Annotated in this window: 24 protein-coding genes; 8 read left to right on the plus strand and 16 right to left on the minus strand. The window is 52.5% G+C overall.

The features are described 5' to 3' along the window. Positions 1 to 141 precede the first annotated feature (141 nt). The 8 genes from AB1287_RS00630 (at position 142) to AB1287_RS00665 (ending at position 10,227) form a co-directional block, all read left to right on the plus strand. Positions 142 to 816 carry a DUF1120 domain-containing protein gene (locus AB1287_RS00630; protein WP_435616622.1) on the plus strand — a complete coding sequence of 225 codons (675 nt, stop codon included), beginning with the start codon at positions 142 to 144 and terminating at the stop codon, positions 814 to 816. Between the two features lie 86 nt (positions 817 to 902). After that, positions 903 to 1,610, plus strand: coding sequence for a DUF1120 domain-containing protein (locus AB1287_RS00635; RefSeq protein WP_435616623.1), 708 nt, complete (start codon positions 903 to 905; stop codon positions 1,608 to 1,610). An 86-nt stretch (positions 1,611 to 1,696) separates the two neighbouring features. Beyond that, positions 1,697 to 2,395: a DUF1120 domain-containing protein gene (locus tag AB1287_RS00640; protein ID WP_435616624.1), complete on the plus strand. Its 699-nt coding sequence runs from the start codon at positions 1,697 to 1,699 to the stop codon at positions 2,393 to 2,395. Positions 2,396 to 2,451: 56 nt separating this feature from the next. Beyond that, on the plus strand, positions 2,452 to 3,117 hold the full coding sequence (locus AB1287_RS00645; protein WP_435616625.1) for a DUF1120 domain-containing protein: 666 nt from the start codon (positions 2,452 to 2,454) through the stop codon (positions 3,115 to 3,117). Positions 3,118 to 3,201: 84 nt separating this feature from the next. Next, on the plus strand, positions 3,202 to 5,676 hold the full coding sequence (locus tag AB1287_RS00650; RefSeq protein WP_435616626.1) for a fimbria/pilus outer membrane usher protein: 2,475 nt from the start codon (positions 3,202 to 3,204) through the stop codon (positions 5,674 to 5,676). Positions 5,677 to 5,855: 179 nt separating this feature from the next. Further along, positions 5,856 to 6,347 (plus strand): hypothetical protein, encoded by a 492-nt coding sequence (locus AB1287_RS00655; RefSeq protein WP_435616627.1) that lies wholly within the window; start codon positions 5,856 to 5,858, stop codon positions 6,345 to 6,347. 125 nt (positions 6,348 to 6,472) lie between these two features. Continuing rightward, a complete protein-coding gene (locus AB1287_RS00660; protein WP_435616628.1) occupies positions 6,473 to 9,442 on the plus strand; it encodes an autotransporter outer membrane beta-barrel domain-containing protein in 2,970 nt (989 codons plus the stop codon). A gap of 191 nt (positions 9,443 to 9,633) precedes the next feature. Further along, a complete protein-coding gene (locus AB1287_RS00665) occupies positions 9,634 to 10,227 on the plus strand; it encodes a hypothetical protein (protein ID WP_435616629.1) in 594 nt (197 codons plus the stop codon). Between the two features lie 497 nt (positions 10,228 to 10,724). On the opposite strand, the gene AB1287_RS00670 is transcribed toward AB1287_RS00665, so the two are convergent. From AB1287_RS00670 to AB1287_RS00745, 16 genes are all read right to left on the minus strand, one after another. Continuing rightward, a complete protein-coding gene (locus AB1287_RS00670) occupies positions 10,725 to 11,315 on the minus strand; it encodes a helix-turn-helix transcriptional regulator (RefSeq protein ID WP_435616630.1) in 591 nt (196 codons plus the stop codon). 302 nt (positions 11,316 to 11,617) lie between these two features. Then, positions 11,618 to 12,136 carry a hypothetical protein gene (locus AB1287_RS00675; RefSeq protein ID WP_435616631.1) on the minus strand — a complete coding sequence of 173 codons (519 nt, stop codon included), beginning with the start codon at positions 12,134 to 12,136 and terminating at the stop codon, positions 11,618 to 11,620. Positions 12,137 to 12,153: 17 nt separating this feature from the next. Continuing rightward, a complete protein-coding gene (locus tag AB1287_RS00680) occupies positions 12,154 to 13,071 on the minus strand; it encodes a hypothetical protein (RefSeq protein ID WP_435616632.1) in 918 nt (305 codons plus the stop codon). Between the two features lie 3 nt (positions 13,072 to 13,074). Beyond that, positions 13,075 to 13,794 (minus strand): hypothetical protein, encoded by a 720-nt coding sequence (locus AB1287_RS00685; RefSeq protein WP_435616633.1) that lies wholly within the window; start codon positions 13,792 to 13,794, stop codon positions 13,075 to 13,077. After that, positions 13,781 to 16,351: a TcfC E-set like domain-containing protein gene (locus AB1287_RS00690; protein ID WP_435616634.1), complete on the minus strand. Its 2,571-nt coding sequence runs from the start codon at positions 16,349 to 16,351 to the stop codon at positions 13,781 to 13,783. Before AB1287_RS00690 ends, AB1287_RS00685 begins: the two co-directional genes overlap by 14 nt. Before the next feature lie 19 nt (positions 16,352 to 16,370). Next, positions 16,371 to 16,889, minus strand: coding sequence for a hypothetical protein (locus tag AB1287_RS00695; protein ID WP_312629344.1), 519 nt, complete (start codon positions 16,887 to 16,889; stop codon positions 16,371 to 16,373). Between the two features lie 56 nt (positions 16,890 to 16,945). Next, complete coding sequence (locus tag AB1287_RS00700) at positions 16,946 to 17,488, minus strand: hypothetical protein (protein WP_312629342.1); 543 nt, start codon at positions 17,486 to 17,488, stop codon at positions 16,946 to 16,948. Positions 17,489 to 17,703: 215 nt separating this feature from the next. After that, positions 17,704 to 19,047 (minus strand): pilus assembly protein TadG-related protein, encoded by a 1,344-nt coding sequence (locus AB1287_RS00705; protein WP_435616635.1) that lies wholly within the window; start codon positions 19,045 to 19,047, stop codon positions 17,704 to 17,706. Beyond that, positions 19,023 to 19,391, minus strand: a complete 369-nt coding sequence (locus AB1287_RS00710; protein WP_435616636.1) for a hypothetical protein — start codon at positions 19,389 to 19,391, stop codon at positions 19,023 to 19,025. The genes AB1287_RS00705 and AB1287_RS00710 overlap by 25 nt, the downstream gene beginning before the upstream one ends. Further along, positions 19,392 to 19,973, minus strand: coding sequence for a tight adherence pilus pseudopilin TadF (tadF, locus tag AB1287_RS00715; protein ID WP_435616637.1), 582 nt, complete (start codon positions 19,971 to 19,973; stop codon positions 19,392 to 19,394). Continuing rightward, on the minus strand, positions 19,948 to 20,442 hold the full coding sequence (locus AB1287_RS00720; protein WP_435616638.1) for a TadE/TadG family type IV pilus assembly protein: 495 nt from the start codon (positions 20,440 to 20,442) through the stop codon (positions 19,948 to 19,950). The genes tadF and AB1287_RS00720 overlap by 26 nt, the downstream gene beginning before the upstream one ends. Next, positions 20,442 to 21,179, minus strand: a complete 738-nt coding sequence (locus tag AB1287_RS00725) for a tight adherance operon protein (protein ID WP_435616639.1) — start codon at positions 21,177 to 21,179, stop codon at positions 20,442 to 20,444. Before AB1287_RS00725 ends, AB1287_RS00720 begins: the two co-directional genes overlap by 1 nt. Further along, entirely contained in the window at positions 21,166 to 22,005 is an 840-nt protein-coding gene (locus tag AB1287_RS00730) for a type II secretion system F family protein (RefSeq protein ID WP_312629331.1), read from the minus strand. Before AB1287_RS00730 ends, AB1287_RS00725 begins: the two co-directional genes overlap by 14 nt. Beyond that, complete coding sequence (locus AB1287_RS00735; protein ID WP_435616640.1) at positions 22,005 to 22,874, minus strand: type II secretion system F family protein; 870 nt, start codon at positions 22,872 to 22,874, stop codon at positions 22,005 to 22,007. The genes AB1287_RS00730 and AB1287_RS00735 overlap by 1 nt, the downstream gene beginning before the upstream one ends. A 3-nt stretch (positions 22,875 to 22,877) precedes the next feature. After that, positions 22,878 to 24,158, minus strand: coding sequence for a CpaF family protein (locus AB1287_RS00740; protein WP_435616641.1), 1,281 nt, complete (start codon positions 24,156 to 24,158; stop codon positions 22,878 to 22,880). Then, the gene (locus AB1287_RS00745) at positions 24,158 to 25,270 is read right to left on the minus strand and encodes a tight adherance operon protein (protein ID WP_435616642.1); all 1,113 of its coding nucleotides are present in this window, start codon (positions 25,268 to 25,270) and stop codon (positions 24,158 to 24,160) included. The genes AB1287_RS00740 and AB1287_RS00745 overlap by 1 nt, the downstream gene beginning before the upstream one ends. Positions 25,271 to 25,278: the final 8 nt, after the last annotated feature.

Here is a 25,278-nt window from a genome sequence, read left to right on the forward strand (position 1 = left end):
CCTATCACCTGTTCGTACAGGCGGATATTCACAAGGCTTACTGAGCTGAATCCGGCAAGGCAGATACCTTGGTTGCTGGTTACAACCTGTAATCCAGCACGAGTGAGCGGCACTTCATAAAGATGGCTATAAGGAAGATACATGAGTGGAATGATGAAACTGAGCATTGCTGTACTGCTTGCCATGGTGGCAGGTCATGTAATGGCAGTAGAAGATAGTGTAGATGTGAAGGTCACTGGGAAAATTGTACCACCGGCCTGCGTACCGGTAGTCAGCGGCGGGGCGGTATTTGACTATGGCACTATCAAGGCAGCGAGCCTTAAACCGGATAATTATACCGTATTGAATATAAAGTCGTTGAACTTCACGGTTAAATGTGATGCCCCAATGAAAATAGCATTTAAAACTACGGATGTCAGAAAGGACTCCGGTTTTCCTGCTCCATCAGGAATTAAATTTCTGGGGGCGCCTATTGATGGCGAACCATTAAGTGGGTTGGGAATGGTTAATGATATTAGCGTTGGAGGATATGCATTGGGATTAGTTGGTTCTAGCTATCTCGCTGACGGTTCAACAGTTACTGCTATACACTCAAATGATAATGGAGTTTCATGGAAAAAAGGCGGCGGTTGGTTACTGGATGATAACAAATTAAATTCAGTAGCTTCTTCGCAGAATTTGGCCATGCCAATTCCATTAACAACATTAACAGCAACTATTTCCGCTCAGGCAATCCTCAACAAAGGATCTGAGCTTGATTTAACCAAAACCATTAATTTAGACGGTATGTCGACGATTCAGGTTCTTTATCTCTGATTAGTGAGTTCATAACAAAACTCTATCTCTATAAAGTTAGCGGAGATCCTGTCTTCGTCATTATCAATGAGTAATAAGGAAGTTATATGAAAGCAGTAATGCGTAAAACTCTCTTGGCCACCATGCTCGCTGCTACTGCAGGCCAGGCTATGGCGGCGGGCGACAGCGTTGATGTGAAAGTTCGCGGGCAGTTCGTCCCGGCGGCCTGCACCACAACCGTCAGCGGCGGCGGTACCGTAGACTACGGCACCATCAAAGCGGAAACCATTGCGAAGGATGATTTCACCATGCTGGCGGTGAAAAACCTGAACCTGAGCATTGCCTGTGAGGCGCCAATGAAGATTGCGCTTCATACCACGGATATGCGCGCGGACAGTACCGTCACGCTGACGGGTAAGAGCTGGAACGTTAAGGCTCAGGGCGGGGCGTATTCCTCCAATACATCTCTGGGTCTTGGTAAGAGTGGCGATAAAAATATTGGTTCGTGGGCAATGTGGATGGAGCCGGATTCAATTAAGGCTGATGGCAACGCTGTGGATGTGATTGCGATAAGTGGCCTGCCAACCGCCACAACTGATTCGTGGTCTAAACCTGGATCAGGCACTACCTGGCTGGCGCAGACTGGGGATTCATATAAGTCATGGGCAGCTACCGGCACCACTACTCCGATTGCGCTGACCACTCTGAACGGCACCCTGTCCGTGCAGGCGGGTATCAATAAAGGTTCAGAGCTTGATCTGACCAAAACAGTAACCCTCGATGGTATGGCCACACTCCAGGTGTTCTATCTCTGATTAACCGATTCTCTTATCTAAGTTTGTAGTCCGCTTATTTTTATAAACGGACGGGCAATACGATTTACCTTGTAAAGGAAAACACTATGAAAGCAGTAATGCGTAAAACTCTTCTGGCAGCCTTACTGGCTGCGACCGCAGGACAGGCTCTGGCCGCCGGTGAGAGCATTGACGTAAAAGTTATCGGACAGATTGTCCCGGCGGCCTGCACAGCGAACGTGACCGGTGGCGCGACCGTTGATTACGGCACCATGAAAACCAGCACTCTGGCAACGGATGACTTCACCATGCTGGATGTTAAGACGCTTGAGCTGAGCATCGCCTGCGAAGCACCGGTCAAGCTCGCCCTGAAAACCCAGGACATGCGCTCTGACAGCGTTGTGGCTCTGACCGGTAAAAACTGGGATATGAAAGCCAGCACCGTAGCAGCCAACGGAAAAGAGTTGGGCCTGGGCAGTGCGGATGGCAAGAACATTGGTGCATGGGCAATGTGGATGGAGCCGGCGTCTGTTAAGGCGGACGGTAATGCGGTTGATGCGCTGGATACGACGGGTACCCCTAATGCCAGCTCCACCTGGACCAAAGCCGCGGGCGGCGCAGCCTGGCTGGCAACTACTGGTGCCTATAAGTCCTGGGGCGCAACCGGCACTGTCACACCAGTTGCTCTGACTACCCTGACCGGCACTCTGTCCGTACAGGCGGGTATCAACAAGGCATCTGAGCTGGATCTGACCAAACCGGTAACGCTCGATGGCCTGGCTACCCTGCAGGTTTACTATCTCTGATAATGAACCGGGTCAGCTAACTGGCCCGGCTATCTATAATTCCTGGGAACAATGGAATGAAATATTCAGTTAAATTAATTGCGGCAATGGTACTTGCTCTGGCAGCAGGCAATGCCATGGCGGTAAACGATAAAGCAGATGTGAAGGTTACGGGGAAAATTGTGCCACCGGCCTGTGTACCGGCCGTTGCGGGCGGGGCCGTCTTTGATTATGGCGTCATTAAAGCAGCCACTCTGAAGAAGGATGATTATACAAAGCTTGCAGCAAAAAATCTTTCCTTTACCGTCACATGTGATTCATCTATGAAGGTCGGGTTTAAAACATTGGATGGGCGGGCCGGTACAGGCATCGTCAATTCCGATGGGGCCGTGATGTTGGGTCTTGGTACGTTTGAAGGGAAAACTGTTGGTGGTTATGACTTAGTTATGTATACAGGGGGAAATATTTCTGTTGATGGGGACTCAAATATAGCTGGCGTAAAATCATATGACGATGGCCAGACTTGGGAACAAAGCGGCATCTGGAATAAACTGTATTTTGATCCTCGGGATAATTTTATATCCTCAGTTGGTGTGCACGATGGCTCAGGTGTTCCTATTGCATTTAAGAGTTTGGCTGGAAAGTTAAGTATATATCCGGTGATTAATAAAGGTAGCGAGTTGGAGCTTACCCGGGTTATTCCGTTAGATGGCCAGGTGACAATACAGTTGGTCTATCTATGATCTTTTATCATTATTAAAATAATTACAGGTGCCCTTGCTGGGGCGCCTTTTATGGACTGTTTTTATTTTTATTCCGGAGTACTCGTGTCAGACGCACGTCCCGTTATTTTATTCAGGCTAATTTTTGGCGCTGTTTTTAATTATAAACCGTCGGCTCTGGCATTATTTGTTCGCACAACGCTGACTGTTTTTCCTGCTCTGCTGGCAATGCCTGCGGCCCATGCCGACGATATTATTTTTGATACCGGGGCGCTAAAAACTCAGGGGCTGGATACGTCCCTGGCCACACAATTTCAGCGTGGTGATGCGTTTCCGCCGGGCGTTAACCGGGTTTCACTGAAGGTGAACGGTGCCGATCGGGGGCGTCATCCGGCATATTTTGACAAAGCTGGGCGCTTTTGCCCGGATGCGACGCTCCTGCGCAATGCCGGGTTGAAGGTGCCGGCAGGCATAGCGGAAAGACAGGGGGAAGAAGGGGAGATGAAGGAAACCTGCCCTGACCTGACAGCCGTCTGGCCACAGTTTACGGTGGAAGCCGATCCGGGCGAAGGGACATTGGCCCTGATTGTGCCCCAGGACGCGCTGGACCCGGATGCGGATACGACGCAGTGGCAGCACAATGGCGCGGCCGCGCTGCTGAACTACAGCGCCCAGTATATGGGGAGCCAGGCAAGTGCCACCCGCATGAACTACTGGCAGGTGCAGACTGAAGCCGGGTTCAACGCGGGAGACTGGGTGGTGCGCAGCAATCAGAGCCTGTACCGCTTTGACGATACGATGGAAACGGATTACCAGAACGCATATGCCCAGCGCACCTTTGCACGTCTGAAGAGCACGCTTCAGGTTGGGCAGGTTCCGCTCTCCGGCGGCCTGTTCGGTATCGGGCAGGTGATCGGCTTCCAGATGACGCCTGAGCAGGCGCTGTATGCGGGTCGTGGAGCGGCCGTTGTAACAGGAATCGCCGACGGCCCGTCAGTCGTGGAAGTGCGCCAGCTTGGGATTCCGGTTTATCACACTACCGTCCCGGCCGGGCCGTTCAGCCTGAGCGGATTTTCTCTGCTGAATACCCGAACCGACCTGACGGTAACGGTGAGCGGCACGGATGGCAGCCAGCGCAGCTTTATCGTTCCTGCCTCCGCTTATGCCCGCGATGGGGCCACCATCACGCCCGGCGTGTCGTGGGGAATGGGGCGTTATGACCAGAAGGGGGCGGATAAAAAGCCCCTTGTGGCCATGGCCTCAAAAGGCTTTCAGCTGACGGAGAGAACGGCCCTTCAGGCTGGCGTTGTGTGGTCTGATGATTATCAGGCGGTGAGTTCGGCGCTGAACAGTACTTTCCTGTGGCGCACGGGCTTAACCCTGCAAAATACGCTGGCCCGCGCCTCTTCTTCCGATAAAAAAGGATCGCTGACCTCCCTGTCTCTCAGCCAGCCGCTGGGGGAGATGTTTTCCCTCAATCTTAGCGGTACGCACCAGGACGAGGGCTACCGTGAGTTCAGCGAGTCCCTGAGTCGGGAGCAGGAAAATGCTTCCCGCAATAAAAACCAGTATGGGGGTGGGGTAACCTGGTCACAGGAGTGGCTGGGTAGCCTGAGCCTTTCTGCGGGGCGTAGTACCCAGACGCGTGGAGATGCAACAACCTGGACCCAGCTCGGCTGGGGCCGGCAGTTTGGCCGCGCTACGCTGAATGTCAATGCTTCACGTAATCAGAGCGGAGGTGGCTATGGGCGCGATGACCGGCTTTACATCTCACTACAGTTCCCTCTGGGAGAACAAACAACGCTTAATACTACGGCGAGCCACAGCCGGGATGGCTGGCGTTATGGTAGCCGGATTGACCAGCGTCTCAGCCAGGATCGTAACTGGAGCCTTTCCGTGGACAGGGATGAAGGCCGCAGGCAGAACTCCGCCACAGGCACTTTTAGCGCCGTTAGCCGCTGGAGCGATCTGACAGGCAGCTTGTCCGCAGACTCTGACCATTCACGTAGCCTGAGCCTACAGGCCACCGGCAGTGCGGTAGCTCATCGGCACGGTTTTACCCTTGCGCCGTATCAGGTACAGGACACGTTTGGCATTGCGAAAGTGGGGAAGAAGGCTGGCGTAAGGCTGGAAACCCCGGCGGGTCCTGTATGGACAGATGGAAATGGCTATGCGGTGATTCCATCACTAACCAGCTGGACCCGTTCCGGAGTGGAAGTCGACACCCGCAGCCTGGGCAAACGTGCCGATGTGCTTAACGGTATGCAGGAAGTCTCGCCGGCTCGTGGCTCGGTCAGCCAGGTGCGTTTTGACACTGTCTCTACCCGGCGAGTGCTGGTCAGCGTACAGAACGTAGACGGTGGCCGCCTGCCGCCGGGGGCCGCCGTCTATGACGACCAGGATAACTTCGTCACCGTGGTGGATGACGACGGTAATATTTTCCTGCCGGATACAAAGCCCGGCAGCGTATTTAGCGTGGACATGAAATCCCGTGAGTGTCGCATCACCATGGATAATTTGCCGGAAGAGCCTGACGAAAATGCAGGCCTTTACGAAAGCGTGAACGGCGTATGCCAGTAAAGGGAGAGAAACTGATGAAGAAGAGTAATGAGGCATCCCGGCAGGGCCAGAATTCAAAGCTGCGCTCGCGCAGATGCGCGTGTTCAGGAGTGTTTATTGTACAGATATTATCGGTTGTTTTGCTGATATTTCTGGTCCTCAGCGGCAGGCTTCATGCTGCGCCGAATTTTAACCAGCCTATGCAACTGATCCTGCCGGAATGTACGGTAACGGCGGGGGCGGGCGTAGTGGACTTTGGCAGCCGCAGCCGGGGGCAGCTTGGGAATATAAACGGCGGAATGACCCCGGGAACCCGGACGCTTCTGGTCAGCGCCTCCTGTACGCTGCCGCAAGTAATGAAGCTTCGCCTTGATGGCATGGCAAGGGGCGGTTCCTTCAACTGGGGAGGTGCTGACAGTATTTTGCGTGTGCGCGCTCTGCGGGCTCAGCTTGATGGCGAGGGCGTACAGCTTCAGAGGTTAAACAATGCGGGAGTCCCGGAGGGGCAGCCCTCGGCGTCGCTATTTATAACGCCAGGAGACGGCCTGATGGCCGTCCATAATGGCCTGCCAGTTCATGGCAAACAGCTGAGTGTGACCCTGGAGATTGTCCCGGTGCTGGGCGAGAAGGACAGTCGTCCGGTACAGCGGGCTTACCCAGAGGCTTCACTCAGCATCACTCTGGTGCGCTGAGCTAAGCGGAGAAAACCCCTCAGTCCTGGATTGCGCTGCTGCTGCGGGGCTTTACGAATTATCGTGCAACCCAGTTGTACTGAGATGCATGACCATCAGTGTTTTGTTACTCAAAGGATGAGATTATGTCTGAAACCCCGACTGGCGGGCGCCCGCGCCTTTCCTGCCTCAGTATCGCCATCATACTTGCCCTTGGCTCCGTCAGTGGCAGCGTTTTTGCTGCATCGTCCGTGAATGCTGGCAGCGGCGAAAGCAAAATTATCACTGGCAATATTGCTGCAACGGCGATGGGCGATGTAGCCCTTAATGCTCATGACGGTGGTGTTATTACGGGCAAGAAAGCAACGCTTTCGAGTCAGTTTAATGCCCTTATTCGCGCCACGGGCGGCAGCCGTATTGAGCTTGATGGCGTGACCATGGGCTCTTCGTTTGGCCCGCAGGCATATATTGAGGACGGCGCACGCGTCATGCTGTCCGATGTCACTTTTACCAGCGGAGACGTGCTGTATGTTGCCGGCGCAGGCAGCCAGCTTATTCTGGAAAATTCTCTGTCGCCGCCTTCCCGGGCAACCTTTGATATCCGCGATGGCGGCAGCATGGCGCTGGATAACGTCACGCTGGAAGGGGAGCCCTCTGGCAGCGGTGCAGCGATGATTCGAGCCTCGGGCGGGAGCACTGCCGTTGCCATAACCAACGGTAGTAATCTGCTGTCGCACGATAATACCGTACTTAAGCTAAGCAATGGCGCTTCAGCCATCCTGCGGGACAGCACGCTGTCCACTTCGCCGCTGCAACCTGAAAATATCGGCTACTATCCGGTTATTCGGCTGAATCCGGGAACCGCCCTGGATGCGGATAACGTGCAGCTGACGTTTAATGCGGAAGGGAGCGCCATTTCGCTGGATGATAGTGCTGTTGTGGATATCCGTAACAGCCACATTACCGGCACAATGATTAAGGACGCAGGTGCTGCTGTGGATGCTTTCGGTGTTGGTAGTAAGGCCAGGCTGGTTAATACGGATGTCCTTATCAGCGGCAATATGTCTGACGCTCCGGGACAATTTATGGGCGTTTATGCTGGACATAGCGCAAACCTGAATATCCAGGGCGGAAGTATTGCCACGGATGGGAAGGGGATTAGCGGACTTCAGGCCGATTATGCCTCAGTGCATCTGAGGGATGTGAATATTACTACGCAGCAGACTGATTCAGCCGGGGTCGTTCTGTACGGTGCCTCTGGAGATATAACTGGCGGTACCCTGATGACCGTAGGCAGTGGGTCGCCCGCGTTGGATCTCCATGATCGCGGGGCACTGACCGTTAGCGGAACACATATTATGGCTGCGGCTTCTGAAGCGTTGCGGATGTCCGGCGGCCCGAATGCGCCCCTGCATCTGGTGCTGGATAATGCCCGGGTCAGTGGGGCCGGTAGAACCTCGCTTGTGATGCAGGACACAGGTAGGCCGCAGGCGGCAGGCGCTGCAGTCAGCGCGGATCTATACAATGGCGCAATGATGGTCGGCGACGTCAGAGTGACAGGATACGATCCCCGCTCTGTTTTCAGCATCAACCTGGATAATGCCATGCTGAGCGGTGCCGTTAGAGCATCAGGGGGGACTACGTCTCTGTCGACAGTGAACCAAGGGATTTGGCGCTTAACCGGAGATTCCGTGCTGGACAGGTTCCGCAACGGCGGAACCGTGACTTTTGCCGGTGCGGAACCTGGCACGACGCTGCACCTGCGTGGCGACTACACGGGCGAAGGCGGACTTCTCGCCTTCCGGACGGTGTTAGGGGGCGATAGCTCTGTCACCGATCGTATGCTTGTTGACGGCAGCACCAGTGGAACAACCTCCGTTCTGGTTGCCAATTCGGGCGGTTCAGGGGCGAAAACGCTGGAGGGGATTGAACTTATTCGCGTGCAGGGTGACTCAGCCGGCGAATTTACCCAGAAAGGACCTATTGTCGCCGGAGCATATGATTATCGTCTGGCCCGCGGGCAGGGCGAAAATGCGGGAAACTGGTATCTGACAAGCGAAAATAGTACGCCACTCCCTCCTGTATCTCCCGTACCACCAGCACCTCCGGTTCCCCCTGTATTGCCGGTACCGCATCGCGATCCGGCGATACGCCCGGAGGCGGGGGCCTATGCGGCAAACCAGGAGGCTGCCAATACGCTGTTCCTGACCCGGCTTCACGATCGCCTGGGAGAGACGCACTATGTAGATACATTGACCGGAGAAAGTAACGTTACCAGCTTGTGGATCCGCCACGTGGGCGGGCACAACCGCAGTAGAGATGAAAGCGGTCAACTGGCTACGCAGGCGAATCGCTATGTTCTGCAATTGGGGGGCGACGTAGCACAGTGGAATATGGCCGAAGAGGGCCGTCTGCATTTGGGTGTCATGGGTGGGTATGCGACCCAAACCAGTCGTACGCGCAACCATTGGAATGACTATCGCGCCGACGGCAGCATTCATGGCTATAGTGCAGGCCTCTACGCAACCTGGCTTCAGGATAATGCACAGAAAACCGGTGCCTGGCTGGATTCATGGGCGATATATAGCTGGTTTGACAGCAGCGTGAACAGATCTTCTCTGGCGACAGAGAGCTATAAATCGTCAGGCATGACGGCCTCCGTTGAAACCGGCTATACGTGGAAGGTTGGTGAGAAAAACAAGCGCGAGGGCTATTTTGTACAGCCAGTAGCGCAGCTTATCTGGATGGATGTGACGGCGGACGATCATCGTGAGACAAACGGCACGTGGGTTCAGGAAGAAGGGGCCGGAAACGTTCAGACTCGCCTGGGAGTCAGGGCATTTATTAAAGGGCATGCTTTGCAGGATGAGAACAGAGGAAAAACGTTTGAACCTTTTATTGAGGCTAACTGGCTGCATAACACGAAAGCCTTTGGTGTCTCCCTGAACGGCGTGCGGGTGAATCAGGCTGGAACGGGCAATATCGCCGAGTTAAAGGCTGGCGTTGATACTCAGCTAAGCCAGCATCTGAGCCTGTGGGGAAATATTGCCCAACAAATTGGCGACAGCGGCTACAGCGATACCAGCGGTATGTTGGGCGTGAAAGCCAGCTTCTGATGGCGTCCCGCCAGGTAATAAGTCCTGGCGGGACGGTTAACATATTTTTTCATTCACATCCAGGAGCGGCATGTGCAGGGAGCCCTGCGCCTGTCTGAATCTGAATGTAGAATTACAATGCATTGAAGAAATATCTTTGTTGATGGAATCAACAATAGTTCAAAGCGCGAATAAACAAAAGCAGAGAATAAATGAGAAAGAAAATTATCTCTTCTTCTGGTCAGGTCAAATGTACGACTCCAGTAAGGATAATGGGAAATGATAAACTTTTTATTGACGGTGTTCTGGCTATGTTCATGGAGTATGATGAAACCTCAGAAATACTTACTAGTGCTGAGATACTGGTTTTTACCGGAATGGCTTTGCCGCAAATATATTCTATTTGCACATCTATGAATGAATCAATACCTGCAGTACGGCGTATTGTGTTTTGTTCGGACGCCTGCCGACGGATGCTAACTGGTATTCAGGGCTGGGAATGTGCATTACTCTTGTCTCCAACCCAACCGGTTAGGGAAATTATGCAGTTGATATATATGTGGCATAAAAATTTTAATATCATAAAGCAATCACTCAACTTGCAGCTGGACATCAGAAGATGGCAGATGTTAATCCGAATGTTAAGTGAGCAAACTAACTATAATGACAAGAATAAAAAAAATAAGAGATATTATTATGAGCAACGAAAACTGACAAAGCATGCAGGAGTTAAGTCACGCCAGGAGCTTTATTTTAAAACTCTTATGATGATGAAAAACTTTCAGTTCAGAATCTTATGGGATTAAATTTATGCAGATTCATGTTTTTTTATAGCTGAAGGGTTTATTGTTTTTGTGAAACAGAAACGGATTATTTTTCATTAGAGGTTACAACCTTTACTCAGGCACTCACTGCCAGAACTTCCGTAGGCGCAACCTCGATAGGCAGTTGAAACTGGCGAGCCTCATACCGATTTTGACAGATGCTACACTCTAAATAATTATCGGAGTGTCAGCGTACCACTATGGTATCCAGCTGATTGTGGTCGAAACGAGCCAAATTATGTGTCCCCCTACCGCAATCCAGCAGACGTTCATCGACACGCTTAGCGTAATCATGAAATGCGATGGGGCTGTAGCCAGTTTGACGGATACAGTTTTCTCGCGCTGCCTTCTGTGACAAGATAAACTTCTCCCGCCCCGCGCCGAGAATACCGCCAATCCGTATTGAGCAGCACTTACTGCCTTAGCCGACGGACTGGGCCCCTGGAACAGGCGCTGGGGAGGTAGCTCAACGTGGCGGTTCACCAGGGGTGAAGGAGATAGCTGCGGATAAAGGCGTTGAGTTCCTGATTATTTTTGAGGGAAAAATTTTTCATGATTTGATACTTATATGAAAAAATAGTTGCCACAGTAATATTGAGCCTGTCGGCAATCTCTTTTTCATTTTTCCCATCCAGCATCAGCCTCATAAGAGACAGCTGCTGTTTCGATAAAAATTTACAGGTGCATGCCGAGCATTTGACCGAAAGATCGGGCTGGTAAGTTTCCCAGGCATGAACAATTTCTTGCCGAACACTTTGCATCGGGGTATTTCTGGTAATAATACTGGCGTTCCTGAAGCAGTTAGGAAGCCTATGAATAGACGGCATCTCTCTTTCCTGGATACCAAGAAAAATACCCTTCCGGTAGCGGCACAGATCGAAATGACATAAATAACCCTCTCCGGGTTGAAGATCCATAACGATAATATTTGCTTCAGAAATAGTATTTCGGCTGAGTAGGTATTCAAAACAAATCTTTTTATGCAATCGGTTTAGGCCGAAGTCTTCAAGTATGTTCTCCATCCCTTGTTGAAAATATCTGTTTCGATCCCGTATTAATATTTTAATCATGTGGCTCACTCCTTGTCGTTAGTGTTGTGTGTCGTTGTGAAGAGGTAATTAATTCTGTCAATCTTTCAGGCTGCACCTGTATATAGTCATTATTAATGCGCGTAGTATCTAACAATTAATACGATCGTTATTTTCTATCAACGGTTGTAACTCAGCTGCGAACAGACAATACGATTGCGGAAGAAGATGATTTTAGTCATCCTCGTTGGCTAATAGTGTGAAGTTTCTGGCCGATAGCGCATTGCCCTGACGACCAGTTTTCACCTCAATCAACCTCCGACTCTGTGAAAGCTGGCGAGCCGCTATGAGGAGGGGGTTACCATCACCATATAGGTGCCGCTATATTTGCCCAAAGGGTAGGTTTCTGCGCGCTGGGCCGAAACAAAGCGTAATTTCACACCTGGTTCGTTAGCTGGTACGTCGGCCAGGGTCGGATAAACAGGACGATTGTTGACCGGCGAACTGGTGGTTGAACCAATGCCGTTGTCATTGCCGTCCAGGATCCATGCGGTATTAATCACCATTTTATCTTCCCCGGACATTAGCGACTTGCCGGGCGGTTCCGTAAGCCTCAGAGACACCGTAGAAGCATTACCGATAAAGAGAAATTTAGGCGTTACAGCCCTCATATAGCCCGCCTGGTTGTCCAGCTTGATGCTGATGTTACCGTTAGTGACGTCTTTCCCGTCAACGTAAACCCGCACGCTGGTGCTAATTTCGGCTTCGACGTCAATCGTTGTCGTAACCGGCAGGGCGCTGGCGGTCGTTGCGCTAAGCAGCAGCGCTAAAGCCAGTGAGGTCTTTATTTTACTTCGTTCCATATCTTTACCTTTCCTTATTAAGACGTTGGCGTAATCACTGCCGTTAGCGTATCGGTTAATCGGGTACCGGCAGCCAGCCCGCTAATATCTTTACCTGACAGAGAGAAATTCAGGCCGACTACGCTTGCCGTCGCGCTGCCAGCCGGAATGATTCCGCTGTAGACGGCGCCTGGCGTCATCACGTGGCTGCCTATTTTTATCTGATACGGAACCGAAATTTCACCCTGCGCATCCTTTAGCTGAAAACTATTCTCCCGCTGCTGGCGTGATTCAAACGTTAGTTCGTAGGGCAGGGCTGCATCGCCGGCCTCCGGGGTTTTGTTAATTGTTAGCCTGGCGGCGTAAAGGTTATTTCTTAATACGTTAACTTCACCAAACCTCAGCGCCGGGCGATCGAACGTCGCCTTTACCGCCGGGACGCCGCCGCTGAGCGCGGTCAAATCGAGATAAACGGCGTTGGAGGCCATGCCGCCGTTTGTTTCAATAAAATTTACGTATCCCAACAGCACGCGCTGACCGGCCAGCGCAGCCGGGATGCTGGCCGTCGCAATACGGCCGGTATCTGGCGTGGCTTTCACACCGACCAGCTGACTTTGCGCCGGGGCGTCGAATCGTAATGATTCACCGCAGCGGGCGCTGAGCCCCGGCTGGGCTATGCTGCGGATGACCGGTACCAGTGGAATGTGCACAGCAGCAAGCGGCCCACTACCGCTGAGAACCCCGTTTTCACAACGCCCCATACCGGCAGGCGTCACCTGTAGCGTAAGGGTTTCATTTTCCGCCTGGTGTCGAACCAGGGCGTCCGGTCCCTGTTCGGCGCCACCCTGTTGGGTCATTTGCAGTCTGCCGCTGGCGACCGGACGAAACATCCAGTCCCCGGCGTCAGCCGCCCCTACGCTGAGCAACAGCAGCGTTATCAGCACTGAACGCTTCATCGATCACTCCTTTAACCGGCACTGGTCGTAAACATAGGTTTTTTTATCCATTTCAAACGCCAGCTGGCGGTTGACTGTCAGGCTACGGGGATAGCCTGGATAGACGTTGAACTGGGCCTTATTTGTGCGGCCATCAATCACCAGGTTATGCATTTCGCTGCGCACATTTCCGGTAGCTGTTATCGTCCATTGGTTGTTCTGGCAGCGCATCTCAATGCCCTGGGCCCGCTTTCCGTCCGGTAAATAGCGCAGGAGGACGTCATAACCGATAGCGAAGCGGATCTTATCTTTCTCCAGCGCCTGTTCGGGATAGCTGGGGCGAATACGCAGGCGGTAAACTCGCTCGTGGTCGACCGGCTTTAACGGCAGCAGGCGCACCTTCCTTTCTTCGCCGTAGGGAATAACCAGCCGGGTTGGAGAGAACATGAGCGCAGGCTCTTTTTTACCGAGCTCTTTCTCAAATATTTCTTTGTCGGCGCCGGGGTTTTTAATTTCATAAAGCTCCAGCGTGACAAATTCATACTGGCGGGTTTCAGCCTTATCCGGATTAACGCTGTCCTGCGCCTGAAACATTGATTTCACCGTGACGAAGTTGTCGCGCGGGGTTTCACTTTTCACCTCTTTCACGATAGGAAAAACTTCAATTGCCTGCACCAGCGGAGTGGCACCGGTCAGGGTTAATCCCAGCATTAACGGCGCTAAATTGATATTATTTAACTTCACATTCAACCTCACGAATTTGCATAACGCCCTGCGTTTGCCTGATATTGCCGTCGAGCAGCGGACAAACATATTTATTGCCGTCTTTTTCAACCGACAGCGTGGTTAATTTACTTTTTATATCTAAGGTAAAATCGCCGACAAAAAGGCCTTCATCATCGGTCACGGCGTTGCCGCCGACGACCCGGGCGTGGGTCAGCGGTGTGCCCTGGTGGTAGATTCGACCGGTGACAGTTTGATTTTTAGTGGCGCCCAGCTTGACGCTATAAGCCTGGCCCGGCATCACCCAGGTGGAAACTGAGCGGGTAGTCAGGTTATAGAATGCGTTGGTATCGCCGGTATAAACCTGCTCAACCGTTGGCGCTATTTTCTGATAGGACAGGACTGGCAGGGTTGTTTTATCTCCGCCTTTTACGATAATCGAAGACGCATCGCGGTTGCGTACCTCAAAATACTGATCCTGCGGCAGCGAGGTGGCGTCGACAATAAGCGCGGCACTGTCATCCATTTTACCGAAGGCGGCATCGCTATCGCCGATCGCGAAGCCGCTGCGCTGCGACAGATAGTACTGGCGATAAGGGTTATGACCGTATGACTTATTCAATCCGACGGAGGTATACCCCAATTTATTATCCGCTGTAAGACCCATTCCGCTGGTCGTCTGGCTATCCGGCCCGTTGCCGAGGCTGGCGTTGACTGAATATTTTCCGCCGCGATCAAATTCAGGATTATCTAAATCCAGCGCATAATCAGCGGTATAGATATTGTTGTCGCTGCCTTTATCGCTCAGCTTAGAGCGTAAATAGAGTGACTGATAATGGTTGTAGCTACGCTCGCGCATGCCGAGAGTAAACTGAATGAACACCCGGTTGTCGGTGCTTTCATTGCGCCGATTGTCGATATTCCGGCTGCTGATGTATTCGTTTTTACCGTGATGGTAGCCAAGGTCGACACGCAGGTTCAGATTGTCGCGGAGGGGGAAATCACGGTTGAGGCTAAGATCCCAGGTTTTATAGTTTGTTTTGTCCCGGCGGCTATAGTCCTGATACAGCGTATTCATGCTATAGATGGCGGAGAGCCCGGTATTCCAGGGCAAAAACAGACTGGTGCTGAACTGCAGATAGTTAAAATCGTAGGCCGACACAACACCAAAACGACGGTAGTCGCTTTCGGAACCCCTGTACCGGTTATCGCGATAGCTCAGGTTAAAGCCCATGTTGTACACGCTTTTGCTGGCGCCCACCTGGTAGCCGTAGCTGCCGTCGTTGCCAAAAATAGCATCGCTATACAGGCGCTCGGCCAGCCAAAGGTTCAGAGGAATATCGGCGCTGCCGTTGTAATAGAGGTGGTCGTCGTCCATTAACACCCCGCCGCCAAAAGAGGTCGCTGAGCGTGTGGTGTAGCCCAGTGTGGCGCTGGCAAGGTTGTTGTTATCGATGGTGTTGACCCGGTCATCGCAGTTGCTGAAGCAGCGACCGCTGTTTTTGGCGCGTAAATGCCCCTGGCGCTCGTCATAGCGACCCAACTGAATGCTGTACTCAAGATCGCCGGAGCGAAACATGCCATCGCGCTTGAAGAAGGGTTGAATTTTTTCTTCCCTGCTGCCGTTCGCCAGCTTCAGTACCAGCCTGACGTCATAGCCGCCGCTCGGCCAGCCGCCGGTATTAAGCTGCTGCATCCCCGCAGGAAACTGCTGCAAGTCAATCAGCCGCCCGTTGCGGTAAACTTCGACGGTACCGGCCTGCGGCATATAAACGGTAATGGGAGATGAAGCGCCCTGAGCCGAGCGTAAATAGTTATCGGTCATATAGCCGAGCGAGACGCCGTCAAAGCTCACCGGGTTGAAAAAACTGTAGGTGAGAGAGGGGGTACTGTAAGTGAAGTTATCGCTCAGCCGCTGGCGGCCGCCCTTGAAGCGATTACTGTCGTGCTCCAGATAAAGCGCCAGCTCTTCAAGGTTAAAATCAATGTCGTCTGAGTAGCTCCAGATACTGCGAACATAGCTGTTGCCGGTCAGGTTGAGGGTATCGTTGGAGGCAAGGGTAAAGCTATCGCTATAGCTGTCGGACAAAAAGTTGAAGTTATGGCTATGTACGAATCCCGCTTTATTTTTATTCAGAATATAGGTTCGGTCGTTGTCGTCCGTTGGGGTCTTAAACATTGTGGAGGGTAACATCAGATGCATTGTCGCATCCGATTCACTAATCCATGCGGTGACTTCCGCATGGTTAAACCCTTGCCTGTTGACGCGCTTTAGCGGACGAGAAAGATCTTTTAACAGCGCCGCCCGGGTAACGTTAAGCGCAGGCATATCGGCGGCAAGAATTTGCTCCACGACGGTCTGCGGCGAGCTAAGGGTTACGCTGGTGCGGTCGTACTCCATACTCAGAGAGCCGATAGAGACGTCCTCATAAACAACGTCAAAAATACCGCTCTGGCGTGCGTTAAATATATCTTCAAACCCGGCGGGCAGCGCCACCTCAGAAGCCTTTATCACAGAAGGCACAAGTGAAATAGCGCATCCCAGGAAAATCGCGCTAAAAGTAAATTTACTGTTCATGCGTCCCTGCTTTTTTTATTTAAAGATTAGACTTAACTAACAGCGTGAAAGAATTGGCATAGGTATCCTGGCTGTAGTTACCCGCTAATAATTCTGATTTAAAGTGAATTTTGAATCCTTTGGCGACGGTTGCCTCAGTGATATTTTTGAGTACCGGTACCTGGAGCGGCTGTAGCGCACTGGAAGGAGTATTATTAAAAATAAACTCTCCAGATAAATTAATTTGCCGATCGGCTCCGCTGGTGGAATAGAGAACAAAGCTGCTGTCGGCAAAAACGATTTCAGCCTGTTCGACGTTGCCAACCACATAGAATAGATCAGAAACTCTTTCAAAGTGTTGAGACAGCCCGTTAATCGGCAGCGGAAAATTAATGCTACTACCCGCCACAGGAGCGTCATGATAATAGACGACAACGCGAGCAACCGATTCGGCTGCTACCTCCAGGCTAATCTGAGGGCCACCCGCTGCCTGCGCCGGGCCGCACAGGGGCAGCACCAGAGTGAGTAGGGCAAGAGCCGCGTATTTTATTTTCATCATAAGGATCCACACAGGGCCAGTGATGAATACTGGCCCTGGACTTTAATTAAAAAGAATTACGGCTTAGCGTTAACGTTCGCGTAGACAACGCCGGTGTAGTTACCCTGACCGAGGTCGGTGTAAGCCTTGTCGGAAACGAAGTTAAATTTGATTGGCAGTTCGCCGTGGGTGCCGTTAGCAACCAGGCTGTAGTCCTGAGTTGCACCGGAGGTTGCAAACTGCTTGCTGCCGGCAGAAGAGATGGCGTTGATTTTGTATGTCATGTCGTTCAGGGTGCCGCCTTCGGTGCTGTACAGAGTGAAGTTACTGCCGGTGGCAGACTGGCTGTCATCCATGATCAGGGTAACTTCCAGCTTGTTTACGTCGTTATTCCACAGCTTCAGTACCGGAGTGGTTGCTTCCATAAAGCCAGAGGCTGCCGGAGTCAGTACTACATCCAGATCGGTGATAGGCTTACCACTTGGATCGGTAATGTGGGCGCTGTCCGGTACGTTTGCGCTGACGTTGATTTTGGTATCATAGCTTGCTGGCGTATCAGCCAGAGCGGAAGCGGAAAGGAACAGACCTGCCAGAACAGAAACAGCTACTTTAGTTTTCATTAAGTATCAATCCTATGATAATTGCGTTAAAAATTTCCATACGCGCCGAAGCCGAATAAGCGGTATATCTCTGCTTATTCTTATTCGACAGCGCCGCGCTACATAAAGGGTAGCGGCGGGGCAAAGAGTAACGCTCGTGACCTAAGGAATCCTCAGCGTTACCCTTATAAATTCTGATTAAGTAATCTCATTTTTATAATGAGATTGATGAGGTGCTAGTAATCCTTCAGCGTATTGTGACCGACCTCTTCATAGACTGCTCGGGTCATGGCATCTTCGAATTCCTGATAGTTTCGCGCTGTGTAGAAATTGTTGGCGCCGACGCATTTTTCCCAGTCAGAGGTCGGACTGTATTGAAGCGCGATAAACGCGATTTTTCCAACTGAGGAAGGGGTTGTGAGTACGCGGCGAATCTTTTCACATAAACCAGCTTCGATAAGGCTTTGGGTGATGCCAATTTTATTTTCAAAATCATATAGGGGGTTATCCTCGCCATCGGAAACGATGACTAGTACTTTGCGGGCGGCGGTGCCTTTCGCCAGAACTTGAGTCGCCTCCAGCATGCCGGAACTGGCTAATGTGCGGTCACTGGCGGCCATATTCATGATGGCACTGTTCAGGTATTCAGGATCGGTGGTAAGTTCAACCGTTTCCGCTTGGGTCATAACACCTTGCTCAAAATCATCTGGATGACGGAAAGAGAGACAAAGATCGTCCGCAATATAATTACTATTCACATTAAGGCGAATATCATTAACCTGATTAGGTATTGCGGCAATAGTTGCCGGATAGTTGATATACCGGTACAGCTGGCTGACATTCTCGTTACTGTTATTGCTAAATAACCCCGAGAGTTTCTCTGGCGTAATAGTATTGAGCACAAATTGGGGTGTACAAATATTTCCTTTGCGGGTTCCCCAGCCAAAAGGCACAAAAGCTACTTTATTATCAATATCGTATTGGGCCAGCTGACGGGCTAATCTGACGACAATCTCTTTCGCAACGCTAATTTTCCATGGTCCTGTTCCGGTATCTCTACCATCAATCGGCCAGCGCATCGAGCCCGAAAAGTCGACGGTGAAGGCTACGTCAATATTGGAGCGGAATTTTCGCGCTGCGCCGTTATCGCCCACCTTGACCTGCTTGTTAAAGGAGGGAAAGTAAGAAGAGGCGAACCATGAGCTTTGCTGAACCTTGCTGCTGAGGCGATATTCCACCCAGGCCAGCCTGTGGACGCCATCAGCGGATCCGTGCAGCACCCGAATTATCGGCTTATCAATCTTTTCCGCATGATTCATATAGGCGCCAAGCCAGCTCATAGAGAGCACATCGTTGCGCGACGCACCCTCACCGTTATCTTCGGCGGTCAGCGCCAGCGCCGCCTGCTCCATGGCATCCGACAGGCGCGCCCGTTCCGTAATGTATCGCGAGCCTTCAAGGCCGAGCGCCGCCATACTCAGTAAAAAGGCCCCCAATATCGCCAGGCTTATGGCAAATGCGCCACGCCGGTCGCTAATAAACCGACGCAGCAAGGTTAATTGGGGGGAAGGCATAGACATAGTTGCTCCTTGTTGCTCACCGTGAGGTGATTTCGAATAGTTCCCTTCGTCTGGCAAAACAGCCAGGGCAGAGGCCCCGGGCGATAGCGCGCAACGGCGCTGCCCCCGGCATCCGGCCTGTAGGTTATCTCGCCGCTAAACGCCTGGGGTCGGGGATTAATGTCATAGACCGTCACCGACAGTGATGCACGCAGCGTCGGGCTGTAAAAAAGCGCCTGATTGATGTCGGCGAGCAGCCGGGCCTGGTCGGGCTGCGATGAGTCGATAAACAGCACGGCCTCTGCTGCCGCCCGGGAGAGCGGCGGCAGAGCAAGTGCGACAATCAGCAGCAGCGTTTTCATCATTCAGCGCAGCATGACGACAGCGGAGGAGGCAACCAGAGGCTGCCCGCTGCCGCCGCTGGTTAGCCGGGTATACCAGCTGTTGGTGGGCAGACACAGCGTAACCTGGTACAGGGGCACCCAGCGGCCGTAGCTGCCGCGCGGCGACAGATCCTGAAGCTCAACCAGCGGTTTGGGCGGCTGGCACTCATTTCCCTTAATATGAGAAAGCCACTCTTCTTTGCTGATGGGATATTTTTTATTGTCCGTCAGGTCAACGCGCGGCTCGAAGAAAAGCTGCTGTACTCGGATTTTGAGCGCGGAGACGTCTGCCGTCGGATTCATATCCTGCATCATGCGCTGCGCCAACTGATACACTTCGCCGACATCTTTACTGCTAAGCTCCTCCCGGCGATCGTACAGCTGAATGCGTTCGCGCAGCACGCCAGCTATGGAGTATGAAAGCCGATCCAGCTTGCCCACCGTAGCCTGGCGCAGCACCAGGTCAGCCACAAAAAACATAAAGATAAGCAGTACGACGGAAATAATAGAGAACTCAACGGCCACTGAGCCGCGCAGGTCAATCCATAAACTGCGAACGTTCATATTCCTGAACAAAGATCACCTCACGATTAAATAATGGATCGGCCCAGTTGGCGGGGAAGGGGAAAAACATCGGATGGTAGTGGTAGAGCAGGTGCCAGCGCGCCAGCGCGTTACCGCGGGTATATTGCTTTCCTTCGACGCCGCCCGTTTCGGCCATCTCCTGCACTGAGTTCGCGTAATGAATCGACATCTCGACCGCATCGGCGCTGGTCAGAAAAGACCATAGCGATCCCCCTTGCTGAGTCAGCATTTCCCGATAACGGCGCTGATAGCCGTCCCCATCCTGGGGGGCGTTTTTCCCGGCTTTGGCCGCTTCGGAGACCGCCAAATCGATGACCGACGAAACGTAGGCCATCCGTGACATTTCGGCGACGAACAGCACCATAAACAGAAAGAGCATTACCGTAAGGGCGAATTCGATGGTGACAACGCCGCGCTGCTCGCGGCAAAAGCGATACAGGCGATGCATCAGGCCATTCCTTTTTGCAGCGGGCCGATTTGCTCCAGCGCGTCGACGACTTCATCGGGATACCCGGACAAGCCTTCACTCTGGATAATGTCGCGGGCGTAGCGGGTATCGCCGACCTTCACCAGGGCCAGCACCAGGTTGTGCACCAGGCGGGGCTGACGCTGACCGCGCAGGTACTGGGGTAGCAGCAGGCTGACGGCGTCCTGGTAGCGGCGATCGAGCAGGGCGACCATCGCAAGATTGTTGATGGCAACTTCATCAGCGATAAAAAGATCGCGTGATTTTTGTATCGCCTGCACGCTCTCGGGAAGCTTGCCAGAGAGGGCCATGGCGATGCCGCGCAGGTTCCAGGCCTCGGCGCTACGCGGGTCGTGTTGCAGCATTCGATCCGTGACCCGAATAGCCTGAGCCTGATCGCCCATCGCGATCATATTTTTTGCCTGCAGAATGGGCACGTTCGGATCGGCTGAGGTGGCCAGCGGCTGTAAATAGAGCAGGGAGGAGGAGTAATCCCCGATCTGGTAATAATACTGCGACAGCTTGAGCCGCACGGCGCTGTCTTCCTTGTTTTTTAGCCAGCCGCGGTACAGGCTGATAAGCCCCGAATAGTTTTTCGACTTCAGTAAAATATCTTCCTGAGTGGTTAACTCTGCGCGGCTTGCGGGTCGCTGATTAGCGCAACCTCCCAACGTGAACAGACAAAGCAGAATTACCGTTGTGCGTTTAAAACATGCCATTCTTAACTATCCTTAGAATTCCTGGTGCCACGATTAATATGGTGATGGGAAACATAATGAAGATAATGAGCGGTACGCTCATCTTTGCCGAAAGGCTGCCGACTTTTTCTTCGGTAACTAATAGCTGTAATTCACGGATATCCTGAGCCAGCTCTATAAGGTGTTCGTACAGCGAAGTGCCGTAATGCACGCTTTGCTGAAGAGTCGCGGTGAACATCCTGATTTCAGTCATTTCCATTGAGTGGTACAGCTCGGAGAGTGCGCTCTCCATACCGTTGACCTCTGCGCGTTTGACCAGCAGTTTCATCAGGTCTGCGAGGTTAGCGTCGAGGTGGTTAAAGCGCTCGCTGACAAACTTCAGGGCGCTTTCGACGGTCATTCCCGCCTGAACGCACACCGCCACTAAATCCACCAGATACGGAAGTGCATCCATCATCCCTTTAACCCGGCTATTAATGGCTGGTTTGAGCAGCAGACCCGGCAGGACGATAAGCGTTATCATGATAACCAGCAGCAGCATGCCCAGCCCTGAGCGGGAAAAAGCCGTTACGCCCAACGCGTTCAGCGCGACCAGCACCAGCGCAAGGACGCCAAAGGCCTGCATTTTGAGGCGCAGCTGCTTATCGTATTTGTCCAACAGGCTTAACCAGCGGCTGTTATTGACGATCAGCGCGGCGTAATCGATGGCCGCTAGCGCTTTTTTCCCGGACTCGGCGGTAAGGGGAGCGAGCAGTTTCTTTTGCCGGCCTACGGTTTGCTGCTGTGAAACGCCAAGCAGCAGCGCGTACGCCCCCAGCACCAGAAGGAGTAAATAGATGATATTCATCAGGTCGCCTTTTTCAGCAGCAGCCAGATAATAAACATCCCAATCAGTTCGCTGCCGATGACGTAATACAAAATAAGTCGGCCAATGGGATCGTGAATAACAAAGTCAAAGTTTTCAGGTGTGAGATACTTCATGCCAAATAAAAACAGCAGTGGCATTGCGGCGACGATTTTTGCTGAAGCTCTGGCTTCTGAGGTCATCGCTCGCTTGCGCTTGGCCATTTTCTTACTGTTATTAATAATACGCGCCAGGCGATTAATCAGAGTGCGTAGCTGGCCACCGCGCTGAATACTGATTTGAATGACGATGATAAAAAAGTAGAATTCCCGATAAGGGTATTGCCGCCAGGCGTCAAGAAATACCCTGTCGGCTTCCTCGCCGAGATTAAGGCGGCGATCGATGCGATTGAAGGTGTCCCCCAACTCGCCAGAGACGTCCTGGCCGCAGCGATGTAGCGCCTGGTGGATGCTGTTACCTGCGGAAACCGCGGCGCCGACAACCGATAACGCTTCGGGAAAACTGGTCTCAAACGCTTTTTGATGCAGGCTACGGCCAATGCGAATCTGTGCGATAAACAGAACTGCCAGCACGGTGGGAATAAAGCCCCATAGCGTGAACTTCAGCCACGTAGCGTTAATCAGCAGCAGGGTCAGCAGGGCGAGTAGCGCAAGGATAAAATTACGCCGCCCACGCCAGCTGCCGTCTCCCCAGGCGTAGGTGTGCCACTCTCTCACCACAGCCAGCAAATAGTCGCGGGGAAGGTTACGCCTGCGGTGCGTTACATGGCTAAGAGGACGGGTTAGCCGCCTCCAGCTCCGCATATTTATGCCAAACAGCACTAGACCGATCAGCAGAATAAGATAGCCCATACCTTACTCCATATTAAAAATGTGTTTAAGTTCGGTTTCCAGGCCAAACATAATGGCACTGTGCATGACCGAAGAGCGCATCAGCAGCCCTTCACAGAGGAAGTTCCCTTTTATTTTCCCCTGCTCATCACGTTCGTTTTGACTCTGAAACGAAAAAATATCCTGCAAAATAATACGATCGCCTTCGATACCCATGACCTCACTAATATTCATTATTTTTCGGGAACCATCATTTAATCTCGATACCTGAATAATTAGATTTATGGCGGAGGCGATATTGCGACGAATTGACTCCATCGGAATATTCATTCCCGCCATCATGACCATATTTTCCAGGCGTGAAACGGCATCTCGTGGATTGTTGGCATGCAGGGTCGACATGGATCCGTCGTGACCGGTATTCATCGCCTGCAGCATCTCGAAAGCCTCCTCACCGCGACACTCTCCTACGATGATGCGGTCTGGACGCATACGTAACGAGTTGATAAGCAGTGAGCGCATTGAAATCAGTCCGGTGTTCTCGACTCCAGCGAGGCGGGTTTCCATGCGCAATACGTGCGGTTGCATCAGGCGCAGCTCGGCGGCATCCTCCATGGTGATAATGCGTTCATCCTCGCCTATGTATTTGGACAGCGCATTGAGCAGGGTGGTTTTACCCGAGCCAGTGCCCCCTGAAATCAAAATATTGATGCGGCAGCGTGCGGCGATTGCCAGAAAATTGGCGATCTGGGGTGTCAGGGCACCTGCATTCATTAGGTCGATCAGCTGCAGATTATGCTTACCGAACTTCCTGATGGAAATGGAGGTGCCGTCCAGCGCAATAGGGGGAATGGCCACGTTCAGACGGCTGCCGTCCGGCAAACGGGCGTCCACCAGCGGGCTGCCTTCATCAAGGCGCCTTCCAACCCGCTGCACCAGCCGTTTGGCGATATCGGTGAGTTGGCCGTTATTGATAAAGCGACAGGGCGTCAGCTCAAGCTTGCCGTAGCGTTCGATAAAAATCTGCTCCGGACCGTTGACCAAAATATCGCTGATCGTGTCATCTTCCAGCAGCGGACGAAGCGGGCCAAAGCCGATAATTTCATCGGCCATCAGCTCCGCCATCTGCCACTGCGCCTGCGCGGTCAGGTAGATATTTTGTCGATCGGCAACCTGCTCCAGCAGGCGGTTCATCTCGGCGATCAGCAGAGAGCGATCCGATGTCAGATGCTCTATTTTGCTGATTTCGATATTTTTCAGTACGGCTTCGCGCAGAATCTCCTGCAATTCAATGGCAATCTCCATCAGTGGCTCCTGCGCAACAAGTGAAGAAGGCTAGTGGGGAGACTCAGCCTGGATGTAGGTTCATCGCCTAATACCACGCGGGTTAGCCGATCGAGGGGTGAGTGGAGCCGCGGTTTTTTCCCTTGCGCAAGGGTTGCACTGCGTCGGCTATAGGGGAAAACGATATCTATCGAACGCCCGAGCAGATTTTTAATGTCCGTCAGGCTCAGGGTGTCTGCTGCGAGCGGACGCGTATCGTTCAGGCAGATAAACAACCGCCGTGGCGTGTGGCTGCTGCGGCGCAGCAGCTCAACGTTTTCAATCATATTGCGCGCAACGCGCACGGAAGAGAGCGAGCGATCGAGCACCAGTACCAGGCATCGCGTCTTCTCCGCCAATTGGCGCATAAGCTCTTTATCCGCCGTAGCGATCGACTGCTCAAACAGCACTAAGTTGTAACGCTGACCGGCGTCATGTCCAATATCGGGGTAATGTTCTCCATCGGCGAGCATGACGTCGAGGTTTTTATTCAGTGATGTCACCTCCTGCGATAGCTTCTTGCCTGCAAGCAGATCGAGATCGTGTGAGCCCGCGCGGCCCTGTACAAACAGCAGTGGTAGTTGCTTGAGACGGACGATCTCGCCCGCCAAGTGCCAGGCCAGTGTGGTGGTGCCCGCTCCGCCACGGCATCCCAGCACGCTGATGCTGACGGCGGAGCGATTATTTTTCAACTCAGCGCTCGCCAGTGCCGCCTGAATGACCATATCCTGCTGGGTATGAAGATTAAAATAGCCCACCTGATTACGTGCGAAAGTTTGCGCCAGCGCGATGGAGTCGCTGTCACCTACAACGCAGCACCATACTTTACGTGGGATCTGCATTTGTAAGGCACCGACAATATCCATCACCGCCATGTTGTCGACAATGTCGATGATGACGCCGCTGGCATCCTCGGGAATATTCAGGCTGGAAAGTTGTGTCGCGCGTCGCGAAATGCTCTCAACGGCGCTGAATCCCGCGAGTCGTAACAACTGACACAGCTGCTCGCTGACGTCGCCTCTCCCGGAAACTACGTAGAGCTTGCGTTCGGTTGATTGTGTGCCTGCGTGCGCTTTCTGCTGAAATAACAACATGTCATTTC

The organism is Scandinavium sp. UTDF21-P1B, assembly GCF_040750395.1.
Classification (GTDB): domain Bacteria; phylum Pseudomonadota; class Gammaproteobacteria; order Enterobacterales; family Enterobacteriaceae; genus Scandinavium.